Source organism: Streptomyces laculatispora, assembly GCF_017353455.1.
GTDB lineage: Bacteria > Actinomycetota > Actinomycetes > Streptomycetales > Streptomycetaceae > Streptomyces > Streptomyces laculatispora.
This window is the reverse complement of the sequence record NZ_JAFMPZ010000380.1, coordinates 1-10,802: the sequence shown is the minus strand read 5'-3', so window position 1 is coordinate 10,802 and position 10,802 is coordinate 1. Positions and strand designations below refer to the sequence as shown.

Here is a 10,802-nt window from a genome sequence, read left to right as displayed (position 1 = left end):
GCGTCGAGTCCGGCTCGGTCATCGGCCCCGCCTGGGACTCGCTGCTGGCGAAGCTGATCGTGACCGGCGCGACGCGTGAGCAGGCGCTCCAGCGCGCGGCCCGTGCGCTGGCCGAGTTCAACGTCGAGGGCATGGCCACCGCCATCCCCTTCCACCGCGCGGTCGTCGCCGACCCGGCGTTCACCTCCGCCCCGTTCCGGATTCACACCCGCTGGATCGAGACGGAGTTCGTCAACGAGATCCCGGCGTTCGCCGCTCCCGCCGACGCGGAGGCGGACGAGGAGTCCGGCCGCGAGACCGTGGTCGTCGAGGTCGGCGGCAAGCGCCTCGAGGTCTCGCTGCCCTCGTCGCTCGGCATGAGCCTGGCCCGCACCGGTCTCGCGGCGGGTGCCAGGCCCAAGCGCCGCGCGGCGAAGAAGTCCGGCTCCGCGGCCTCCGGCGACACCCTCGCCTCCCCGATGCAGGGCACGATCGTGAAGATCGCCGTGGAAGAGGGCCAGGAGGTCAAGGAGGGCGACCTGATCGTCGTCCTTGAGGCCATGAAGATGGAGCAGCCGCTCAACGCGCACCGCGCCGGCACGGTCAAGGGCCTCGCCGCCGAGGTCGGCAGCTCGGTCTCGTCCGGTGCCGTCATCTGCGAGATCAAGGACTGACCCTCGCTCCTGCGTTCCACCGGCGCCCCTGTCATGTCGTACGACGTGGCAGGGGCGCCGGTCATGGGCCGCCGGGACGCCGCCTGCGGAACACTCCGCCGGACGCGCGATGGCATCCTGGACCCCCGCGGCGGAATCAGGGAGGACTGCGCGATGGCGATGAGCACGGCAGCGACACCGGCCAGGCCCATGCGCGCCGACGCGCGCCGCAATCACGACCGGCTGCTGGCCGAGGCCCGTACCGCCTTCGCGGAGCACGGCACGACGGCGTCCCTGGAGGATGTCGCGCGGTGCGCGGGGGTGGGGATCGGCACGCTGTACCGGCACTTCCCGACCCGGCACGCGCTGATGAGCGCCGTCTTCCAGGAGGCGGTGGCCGACCTGATCGCCCGCTCCCGCGAGCTGGCCGGGACGGAGCGGCCGTGCGACGGGCTGGTGGAATGGCTGGGCGCGATCATCACTCATGCGGGTGAGTACCGCGGCCTGGCCCAGGCACTCATGTCGACGTGCCGGGACGAGACTTCGGCGCTGTCCCGGTGCAATGTGCCGCTGCGCGAGGCGGGTTCGGTACTGCTGGCCCGCGCGCAGGCGGGCGGGGCGGTGCGGCCGGATGTCTCCATCGACGACCTGATGCAGCTCACGAACGCGATCGCGCTGGCCGCGGAGCAGTCGCCGGACGATCCGGGGCTGGCGGGGCGCTTGCTGACGCTGACGGTGCAGGGGCTGCGGGCGTCGGGCTGACGCCCGCCCCCGGCGGCTGCGCCCCGGACCCCGCGCCTCGGACGCCGGCGGGGCCGGACTGTTACCGCCGCCGCAGGTCCGCCACCCGGGCCCGGTCCCGGTCTCCCTGGCTCTGCTCCGCCAGCACCGCCGAGGCCCGTAACGACTGCGGCCCGCCCCCGTGCGTCCGACGCTGCCCCGGCAGGGGCATCTCACGGCGGTTGGTCCGGCCGGGCGGCGCGGGGTCGGCCGAGGACTGAGCGCCTGAGGCGCCGGCCACGGCGATCTGCACTCCCTGGTCCGCCAGGGCCTGCAGCTCCGCCGCGGCACGGTCGTCGTGCGCGGCCGGTTCGTCCGTCACGAGGCGGGTGATGAGGTCGGTCGGCACCGTCTGGAACATGGTGTCGGAGCCGAGCTTGGTGTGGTCCGCGAGGACCACCACCTCCCCCGCCGCCTGCACCAGCGCCCGGTCCACGCTCGCGGAGAGCATGTTGGACGTGGAGAGCCCGCGCTCGGCGGTGAGGCCGCTCCCGGACAGGAACGCGCGCGAGACCCGCAGCCCCTGGAGCGACTGCTCGGCCCCACTGCCCACCAGGGCGTAGTTGGAACCGCGCAGGGTGCCCCCGGTCATCACCACTTCCACCCGGTTGGCATGGGCCAACGCCTGGGCGACCAGCAGCGAATTGGTGACCACGGTCAGGCCGGGGACCCTCGCGAGCCGGCGGGCCAGCTCCTGCGTGGTCGTACCGGCGCCGACCACAATGGCCTCGCCCTCTTCGACGAGACCGGCGGCCAGATCGGCGATGGCCGTCTTCTCCGCGGTGGCGAGATGGGATTTCTGCGGAAAACCGGACTCCCGCGTAAAACCGCCCGGCAAAACCGCACCGCCGTGCCGGCGGTCGAGGAGTCCTTCTGCCTCCAGTGCCCGCACGTCCCGCCGTACGGTCACTTCGGAGGTCTGGACGACGCGGGCGAGCTCACGGAGCGATACCGCCCCGTTGGCACGCACCATTTCGAGGATCAATTGACGACGTTCTGCAGCGAACACGAAACTGACAGTAACGCGACCGCCCGAGAGTTTTCAGCAGTTTGCGCCGAATAGCAGAAGTTGTACATACAAGGGGCCGCCGAGTGGTATAGGCGGCCCCGTTGTTGTTCTCTCCTGATCGCGAGCGGTCGTCGGACGGCCCGAGTCGCCGGGAGTTGCCGGGGAATGCCGGGTTCCCGGAGGCGTTCTAGGCTTCGCCCGCCTGCTTACGGGTGTGCAACTGACGGGCCACTTCGGCGATCGATCCCGACAGGGACGGATACACAGTGAAGGCGTTTGCGATCTGTTCCACCGTCAGATTGTTGTCGACCGCGATCGAGATGGGGTGGATCAGCTCACTCGCCCGCGGTGCGACGACACAGCCGCCGACCACGATGCCGGTACCGGGCCGGCAGAATATCTTGACGAAACCGTCCCGGATGCCCTGCATCTTGGCGCGCGGGTTGCGCAGCAGCGGCAGCTTGACGACCCGGGCGTCGATCTTGCCCCCGTCGACATCGGACTGGCTGTAGCCGACCGTGGCGATCTCCGGGTCGGTGAAGACGTTCGAGGAGACCGTCTTCAGGTTCAGCGGCGTCACCGCGTCACCGAGGAAGTGGTACATCGCGATCCGGCCCTGCATCGCGGCGACCGAGGCGAGCGCGAAGATCCCGGTGACGTCACCGGCCGCGTAGACACCCGGCGCGCTGGTGCGGGAGACCTTGTCGGTCCAGATGTGGCCCGAGTCCTTGAGCTTGACCCCGGCCTCCTCCAGGCCCATGCCCGCGCTGTTCGGGATCGCGCCGACCGCCATCAGGCAGTGCGAGCCGGAGATGACCCGGCCGTCGGCGAGGGTGACCTCGACGCGGTCACCGACGCGCTTGGCGGACTGGGCGCGGGAGCGGGCCATCACGTTCATGCCGCGGCGCCGGAAGACGTCCTCCAGGACGGCGGCCGCGTCCGGGTCCTCGCCCGGCAGCACCCGGTCCCGGGACGAGACGAGCGTGACGCGGGAGCCGAGGGCCTGGTAGGCGCCGGCGAACTCCGCACCCGTGACGCCCGAGCCGACCACGATGAGCTCCTCGGGGAGCTCGTCCAGGTCGTAGACCTGGGTCCAGTTCAGGATCCGCTCGCCGTCGGGGAGCGCGTCCGGGATCTCCCGGGGGTGACCGCCGGTCGCGATCAGCACGGCGTCGGCGGAGAGGGTCTCCTCCGTGCCGTCGGCCGCGGTCACCACGACCTGGCGGGAGCCGTCGGCGGCCTGGAGTCCCTCCAGCCGGCCGCGTCCGCGCATCACCCGCGCACCCGCACGGGTGACGGAGGCGGTGATGTCGTGGGACTGGGCGAGCGCCAGGCGCTTCACCCGTCGGTTGACCTTGCCCAGATCGACGCCGACCACGCGCGCCGCCTGTTCCATGTGCGGCGTGTCGTCCGCGACGATGATGCCCAGCTCCTCGTACGAGGAGTCGAAGGTGGTCATCACCTCCGCCGTCGCGATCAGGGTCTTCGAGGGCACGCAGTCGGTGAGCACGGACGCGCCGCCGAGGCCGTCGCAGTCGACGACGGTCACCTCCGCGCCGAGCTGGGCGCCCACCAATGCCGCCTCGTACCCGCCGGGTCCGCCGCCGATGATCACGATCCGGGTCACGAAAAGTCCGCCTCGCGTTTCTCGTCCCACGGCCGTCTGCTGTCCCGGCCGGGGTCCGGGGGGCCGCCCCGGGGGAATGCAGTACGTACCTCATTGTCCCGCACGCGCCAAGGTGCTTCGCCCCGGGGCCCTCCATACGTGCACCGGGCCCCTGGAAAAGGGGGCCGCGCCGCGGGCGGCGGACACCCCGAGCGGGCGTCTTCCTCCCCGGAATCGACCTCCCCGCGGCCACCTCCCGTACCCTCGACCCCATGTCGCTCTACGCCGCATACGCCGGCAACCTCGACGCGCGGCTGATGACGCGCCGCGCACCGCACTCGCCGCTGCGCGGAACCGGCTGGCTGAACGGCTGGCGGCTGACGTTCGGCGGGGAGCAGATGGGCTGGGAGGGCGCGCTGGCCACGGTGGTCGAGGCGCCGCGCTCCCAGGTCTTCGTCGCCCTGTACGACCTGGCTCCGATGGACGAGGACTCCATGGACCGCTGGGAGGGTGTCGGCCTCGACATCTACCGGCGGATGCGGGTCCGGGTGCACACCCTGGACGGCGAGGAGCCGGCCTGGATGTACGTGCTGAACGGTTACGAGGGCGGGCTGCCCTCCGCCCGCTACCTCGGCGAGATCGCGGACGCAGCCGATTCGGCGGGCGCCCCGCACGACTATGCGATGGAGCTCCGCAAGCGCCCCTGCTGAGCCCGGACAGCGCCCGCGAACTGCCCTTTCCGCGGGATCACCGCCCCAGCGCTGTGCGAACACACGAACGAATACCCCCAGACTCTGTACGGGAACATCTACGCGCGTAGGGAATCAGCGGTTACGCTCATCCGCGTGAACGCATCAGTTATTCCGGACCACATCCAGGGCGACCCGCGCGCCGCCGCCGCCGACGCCGCCGCCCGCCTGCGCGAGCTGACCGGAGCCGAGACCCACGACGTCGCACTCGTGATGGGCTCCGGCTGGGCACCCGCGGGCGATGCGCTCGGCATTCCGGAGGCCGAGTTCCCGGTGACCGCCCTGCCCGGGTTCCCGGCCCCCGCCGTCCAGGGCCACGGCGGCACGATCCGCTCGTACCGGATCGGCGAGAAGCGCGCCCTGGTCTTCCTCGGCCGCACGCACTTCTACGAGGGCCGCGGCGTCGCCGCCGTGGCGCACGGGGTGCGTACCGCTGTCTCGGCGGGCTGCGGGACCGTCGTGCTGACGAACGGCTGCGGAGGGCTGCGCGAGGGCATGCGCCCCGGGCAGCCGGTCCTGATCAGCGACCACATCAACCTCACGGCGGCGTCGCCGATCATCGGCGCCAACTTCGTCGACCTGACCGACCTGTACTCGCCGCGGCTGCGGGCGCTGTGCAAGGAGGTCGACGAGACCCTCGAAGAGGGCGTGTACGTGCAGTTCCCCGGCCCGCACTACGAGACGCCGGCCGAGATCAACATGGTCCGGGTGATGGGCGGCGACCTGGTCGGCATGTCCACCGTGCTGGAGGCCATCGCGGCCCGGGAGGCCGGGGCCGAGGTGCTGGGCATCTCGCTGGTGACGAATCTGGCCGCCGGGCTGAGCGGGGAGCCGCTGAACCACGAAGAGGTGCTCCAGGCGGGCCGCGACTCCGCGACCCGGATGGGCTCGCTGCTGGCCCGCCTGCTGGACCGTATCTGACCCGGCCCCACCCGTTTCCGGGGCGGAGCCCCACCACACACGACAGCTTCACCCCGGAAAGGCGGACCACCGTGCTGCAGCAGGACCTCATCACCCGGGCCAGGACGTGGCTCGCCGAGGACCCCGATCCCGAGACCCGCGACGAGCTGGCCAAGCTCATCGAGACCGAGGACCTCGACGAGCTCGCCGTCCGCTTCGCGGGCACCCTCCAGTTCGGCACCGCGGGCCTGCGCGGTGAGCTGGGCGCCGGTCCGATGCGGATGAACCGCGCCGTCGTCATCCGCGCCGCCGCCGGACTCGCCGCGTACCTGAAGGACCAGGGACAGGCCGGCGGCCTCGTCGTCATCGGCTACGACGCGCGCTACAAGTCCACCGACTTCGCCCGCGACACCGCGGCCGTGATGACCGGCGCCGGGCTGCGGGCGGCGGTGCTCCCCCGCCCGCTCCCCACCCCCGTACTCGCTTACGCCATAAGGCACCTGGGCGCCGTCGCGGGCGTCGAGGTGACCGCGAGCCACAATCCGCCGCGCGACAACGGCTACAAGGTCTACCTCGGCGACGGCTCGCAGATCGTCCCCCCGGCGGACGGCGAGATCGCCGCGGCGATCGCCGCGGTCGGCCCGCTGGACACCGTGCCCCGCCCCGGCAACGGCTGGCAGACCCTCGGCGACGAGGTGCTGGACGCCTATCTGGCGCGTACGGACACCGTGCTCGACGCCGGATCGCCGCGGACCGCCCGCGTCGTCTACACGGCCCTGCACGGCGTCGGCACCTCCGTGCTCACCGCAGCCTTCGACCGGGCCGGCTTCCCCGCCCCGGTCCTGGTCGCCGAACAGGCCGAGCCGGACCCCGCGTTCCCCACCGTCGCCTTCCCCAACCCGGAAGAGCCCGGCGCGATGGATCTCGCCTTCGCCACCGCACGCCGCTCGGACCCCGACATCGTCATCGCCAACGACCCGGACGCCGACCGGTGCGCCGTCGCCGTCCCGGACCGGGCCGCCGACGGCGGATGGCGGATGCTGCGCGGCGACGAGGTCGGCGCGCTGCTCGCCGCGCACCTCGTGCGCCGCGGTGTCACCGGCGTCCTCGCCGAGTCGATCGTGTCGTCGTCCCTCCTGGGCCGGATCGCCGAGAAGGCGGGGCTGGGCTACGAGGAGACGCTGACCGGCTTCAAGTGGATCGCCCGGGTGGACGGTCTGCGGTATGGCTACGAGGAGGCACTCGGCTACTGCGTCGACCCGGACGGCGTCCGCGACAAGGACGGCATCACGGCCGCCCTCCTCGTCGCCGAACTCGCCTCCGTGCTCAAGGAGCAGGGCCGCACACTGCCCGATCTGCTGGACGACCTCGCGGTCGAGCACGGACTGCACGCCACCGACCAGCTCTCGGTCCGGGTCGAGGACCTGTCCGTCATCGCGGACGCCATGCGCCGTCTGCGCGAGCAGCCGCCGACCGCACTCGCCGGCCTCGCCGTCACCTCGGCCGAGGACCTGTCGCACGGCACCGGACTGCTGCCGCCCACCGACGGGCTCCGCTACCACCTTCAGGGCGCCCGGGTGATCGTCCGCCCGAGCGGCACCGAGCCGAAGCTCAAGTGCTACCTGGAGGTCGTGGTGCCCGTCGCCTCGGCCGACGAGCTGCCCGCGGCCCGCGCGAGGGGCGCGGAGCTGCTCACCGGCATCAAGCGGGACCTGGCCGCCGCGGCCGGGATCTGAGGCAGAGGGAGGAACATCCTGATCGAGGTCCCCCTCCGCGACGGCCTCGACGCCTCGACCCGCCGAGGGTGCCCGCGCTACTGACGTACCGAGCAGGCCCCGCCGGCCCCCTGACCGGCGGACCGACGGGGAGGGCACCCTCCGCTCCGGGCGGGTGCCCTCCCCGTCAGTGCGCCGAAACCCAGCGGTCCGGAACGGAGCCCCTGGTGCGGCGCACTCAGCCGGCGAACCGGGCCATCCACGCCTCGACCTCGTCCGCCGACCGGGGCAGACCCGCCGACAGGTTCTCGTGGCCGTCTTCGGTGACGACCAGGTCGTCCTCGATCCGGACGCCGATGCCGCGCCACTCCTCGGGCACGGTGAGGTCGTCCGGCTGGAAGTACAGACCGGGCTCGACGGTGAGCACCATGCCCGGCTCCAGCACGCCGTCGACGTACTCCTCGTTCCGGGCCTGCGCGCAGTCGTGGACGTCCAGGCCGAGCATGTGCCCGGTGCCCGCCATGGTGAAGCGGCGCTGGAGGCCGAGCTCGTACGCGCGGTCGGCCGGGCCCTCGATGAAGCCCCACTCGACCAGCCGGTCCGCGAGGTGACGCTGGGACGCCTCGTGGAAGTCGCGGTACGCGGCGCCCGGCTTCACGGCGGCCATGCCCGCCTCCTGGGCCTCGTACACCGCGTCGTAGACCTTGCGCTGCAAGGGTGTGAAGGTGCCGTTGATCGGGAGGGTGCGGGTGACGTCGGCGGTGTAGAGGGTGTGGGTCTCCACGCCGGCGTCGAGCAGGAGCAGGTCGCCGGGGCGCACCGGGCCGTCGTTGTCCGTCCAGTGCATGATCGTGGCGTGCTCGCCCGCCGCGCAGATCGAGCCGTAGCCGACGGCGTTGCCCTCAAGGCGGGCGCGGCGGAAGAACGTGCCCTCGATCCACCGCTCGGACGAGGCGACCGCGCGGGAGAGTTCACCGATCACATCGGTGAATCCGCGCACGGTGGAGTCGACGGCCTTGCGGAGCTCGGTGATCTCCCAGTCGTCCTTGACGAGGCGGAGATCGCTGAGCGCCTCCTCCAGTTCGGCGTCACGGTCCTCCTCGGTGGTGACGGCGTCCTCCAGGGACGGGTCGATACCGCGGACGATCCGGGTCGGCGCGTCCGAACCGGCGGCCAGGCCGTCGGCCGCCGTGCGGACGTCGCGGCAGGGCAGACCGAGCACGAGCTCCGACTCGGCGAGCGAGCGGCGCCGGCCCATCCACAGCTCCGCCGTGGGACCGGTCCAGAACTCGTCGTTGTCCCGGCTGTCCCGCGGCAGCTGGAAGCAGTAGGCGTCGTGGCCGCCGTCCGCACGGGGTTCGAGGACGAGAGCGCCGTCCCGGGCCCGGTCGCCGGTCATGTGCACATAGCCCGTGTAGGGGCGGAACGCGTAGCCGTCGTCGTTCGAACGGACCTTGAGGTTCCCCGAGGGAATCACGAGGCGCTCGCCGGGGAAGCGCGCGGAGAGCGCGGCGCGGCGGCCGGCCGCGAACGGGGCCTGCTCGCCGAGCTGGAGGTCGTGCCGCTCGGTGTCCGCCCAGCCCGTCCGCATCAATGCGGACAGTTCCTCGGAGATCCCTGAGTAGAGACCATTCCTTCGGCCTTTCGCCATGTCTGCACCTTCTTCTGGCCGGGTTTCCTCCGCGGCGAGGGCCGGCGGAGCCGCACGGACGCTATCGCGCACCGCGCGCGCCCGGTGCCAAGGAGTGCCACTGGCACGAATCGGCCAGGGTCCGGACGGGAGCCGTTGGATAATGAGGGGCATGACGAACGCGAAACTCGGCGAGGCCCTGCGGCTTCTGGGGCTCGATCACGCGGCGGGCCAGGTCTATCTGGCGCTGCTCGATCTGGCTCCCGCGCCGCTGGGCGCGATCGGCCGGGCGGCCGGTCTGGGCGGAGCGGAACTCGACGCGGCGTACGGCGCGCTGGTCGACGCCGGTCTGGCCAGCACCGCCGGGGAGGGCGAGGACGTGGTGGCCCCGGTGCCGCCGACCGCGGGCCTGGAGATCCTGGCCCGGCACCGGGCGAGTGAGGTCGAGGAGTCACGCATCGCCGTGGGGGGCGCGTTCGAGTCGTTCCGGCGCCAGCGGCTCGCGGCGTACAACGACCATCTCGTCGAGGTCGTCACCGGCGAAGCCGTCGGCCCCCGGATTCGCCAGGCCTGGGCGAGCGCCCGCGATCAGATCCGGCAGTTCGAGTCGCCGCCGTACTTCCCGCTGCCCGGCGCCACGGACGACGCGCTGGCCACGCTCGCCCGCGGTGTGACGCAGCGCGTCGTGTACTCACGGGAGTCGCTGGAGCATCCGGGCCATCTGAAGGACGTCATCGAACCGTGCGTCAACGCCGGCGAGCAGGCCAGGGTGCTGCCGTCCGTGCCGGTCAAGCTCGTGATCATCGACGACGCGTACGCGCTCGTGTCGCTGTCGATCAAAGAGGCCGACGTGCACAACACCATGCTGGTCGTGCAGCCGTGCGGGCTGCTGTCCGCGCTGATCGCCCTGTTCGAGCAGTCCTGGCAGAACGCCCTGCCGTTCCACGGCCGCACCGCCCGGCCGGGCGGTCTGCCGCCCGCCGACCGCCGTCTGCTGTGGCTCCTGGCGGGCGGCGCGAGCGACGACGCCATCACTCGCGAGATGGGCATCAGCCGCCGCACGCTGTTTCGCCGCATCCAGATCCTGATGGCCCGGCTGGGCGCCGCGAACCGCTTCCAGATGGCCCTGCAGGCGCAGCGCAGCGGCTGGCTGTGAGCGGCGCCGCGGCGGGCCGCTCTCAGCCGGTCGCGCCCAGCACCACCAGCAGCACCGCGCCCACCACGGCCGGCGCGATCACCTCGTACGCCCAGCGCACCGACAGGACGGCGTCCCCCGCCACGGGCGTCTCGCCCGCCTGTTCGGCCAGCTCCCGCAGGTCGACCACGGCCTGGTCGGCGCCCGCGGTCAGGGCCTTGGTGGCGCGCACGTCGGCGGTCACCGACGTCTTGCCGTACGGGTCGTCCATCGACTGGCGGGACTGCCGGCGGGCGGCCTTCTTGCGCTGCCGCAGCGAGACCGGCACCGCCCAGAGCTGGTACTTCGTGCCCTCCTGCGTGAACAGCTCGCTGGAGTAGCTCGCCCGCACGTCCGCGACACCGGTCCAGGGCAGCGTGATCGTGCGGAACGGGTTGCGGATCCGGATGCGCCGGTCGTTGGCGAACACCGCCGGGCGCAGGGTGAAGGCGACCACCAGCGGGACCGCGGTCAGCAGTCCGGCCAGCGCCAGCCACGGCACCCGGCCCTCACCCCGGATCGCGGCGTCCAGGCCGATCCAGAGGATGAGCAGGAGCAGCAGGGCGCCCCCGACCAGCCCGGCGGGCGACCGGAAGGTCCGGTCGGC

Annotated in this window: 10 protein-coding genes; 6 read left to right on the top strand and 4 right to left on the bottom strand. The window is 72.3% G+C overall.

Features of this window, described 5'->3' with window-relative positions:
• Both J1C73_RS19800 and J1C73_RS19795 read left to right on the top strand, forming a co-directional pair.
• A partial coding sequence (locus J1C73_RS19800; protein WP_207317582.1) for a biotin/lipoyl-containing protein occupies positions 1–653 on the top strand: 653 nt, incomplete at its 5' end.
• Positions 654–806: 153 nt separating this feature from the next.
• The gene (locus tag J1C73_RS19795) at positions 807–1,394 is read left to right on the top strand and encodes a TetR/AcrR family transcriptional regulator (RefSeq protein ID WP_207317581.1); all 588 of its coding nucleotides are present in this window, start codon (positions 807–809) and stop codon (positions 1,392–1,394) included.
• Between the two features lie 61 nt (positions 1,395–1,455).
• On the opposite strand, the gene J1C73_RS19790 is transcribed toward J1C73_RS19795, so the two are convergent.
• A complete protein-coding gene (locus tag J1C73_RS19790) occupies positions 1,456–2,421 on the bottom strand; it encodes a DeoR/GlpR family DNA-binding transcription regulator (RefSeq protein ID WP_123461249.1) in 966 nt (321 codons plus the stop codon).
• Between the two features lie 187 nt (positions 2,422–2,608).
• Entirely contained in the window at positions 2,609–4,048 is a 1,440-nt protein-coding gene (locus J1C73_RS19785) for an NAD(P)H-quinone dehydrogenase (protein ID WP_123461248.1), read from the bottom strand.
• A 251-nt stretch (positions 4,049–4,299) separates the two neighbouring features.
• Here J1C73_RS19785 and J1C73_RS19780 point away from each other — a divergent pair, with 251 nt between their 5' ends.
• The 3 genes from J1C73_RS19780 (at position 4,300) to J1C73_RS19770 (ending at position 7,412) form a co-directional block, all read left to right on the top strand.
• Positions 4,300–4,737: a gamma-glutamylcyclotransferase family protein gene (locus tag J1C73_RS19780; RefSeq protein WP_123461247.1), complete on the top strand. Its 438-nt coding sequence runs from the start codon at positions 4,300–4,302 to the stop codon at positions 4,735–4,737.
• A 135-nt stretch (positions 4,738–4,872) separates the two neighbouring features.
• Positions 4,873–5,697: a purine-nucleoside phosphorylase gene (locus tag J1C73_RS19775; protein ID WP_207317580.1), complete on the top strand. Its 825-nt coding sequence runs from the start codon at positions 4,873–4,875 to the stop codon at positions 5,695–5,697.
• 74 nt (positions 5,698–5,771) lie between these two features.
• Positions 5,772–7,412, top strand: coding sequence for a phospho-sugar mutase (locus tag J1C73_RS19770; RefSeq protein ID WP_207317583.1), 1,641 nt, complete (start codon positions 5,772–5,774; stop codon positions 7,410–7,412).
• Positions 7,413–7,629: 217 nt separating this feature from the next.
• Here the strand turns inward: J1C73_RS19770 and J1C73_RS19765 are convergent, their stop codons facing one another.
• A complete protein-coding gene (locus tag J1C73_RS19765; RefSeq protein WP_207317579.1) occupies positions 7,630–9,042 on the bottom strand; it encodes an aminopeptidase P family protein in 1,413 nt (470 codons plus the stop codon).
• A 151-nt stretch (positions 9,043–9,193) separates the two neighbouring features.
• On the opposite strand from J1C73_RS19765, the gene J1C73_RS19760 reads away from it, so the two are divergent.
• Positions 9,194–10,177, top strand: coding sequence for a helix-turn-helix domain-containing protein (locus J1C73_RS19760; RefSeq protein WP_207317578.1), 984 nt, complete (start codon positions 9,194–9,196; stop codon positions 10,175–10,177).
• Positions 10,178–10,199: 22 nt separating this feature from the next.
• On the opposite strand, the gene J1C73_RS19755 is transcribed toward J1C73_RS19760, so the two are convergent.
• Positions 10,200–10,802, bottom strand: a 603-nt coding sequence (locus J1C73_RS19755) for a PH domain-containing protein (RefSeq protein ID WP_207317577.1), incomplete at its 5' end; no start/stop codon positions are given.

Coding starts and splice junctions, on each gene's coding strand:
- J1C73_RS19760 (WP_207317578.1), top strand. CDS start 9,194: ATGACGAACGCGAAACTCGGCGAGGCCCTGCGGCTTCTGGGGCTCGAT.
- J1C73_RS19795 (WP_207317581.1), top strand. CDS start 807: ATGGCGATGAGCACGGCAGCGACACCGGCCAGGCCCATGCGCGCCGAC.
- J1C73_RS19780 (WP_123461247.1), top strand. CDS start 4,300: ATGTCGCTCTACGCCGCATACGCCGGCAACCTCGACGCGCGGCTGATG.
- J1C73_RS19765 (WP_207317579.1), bottom strand. CDS start 9,042: ATGGCGAAAGGCCGAAGGAATGGTCTCTACTCAGGGATCTCCGAGGAA.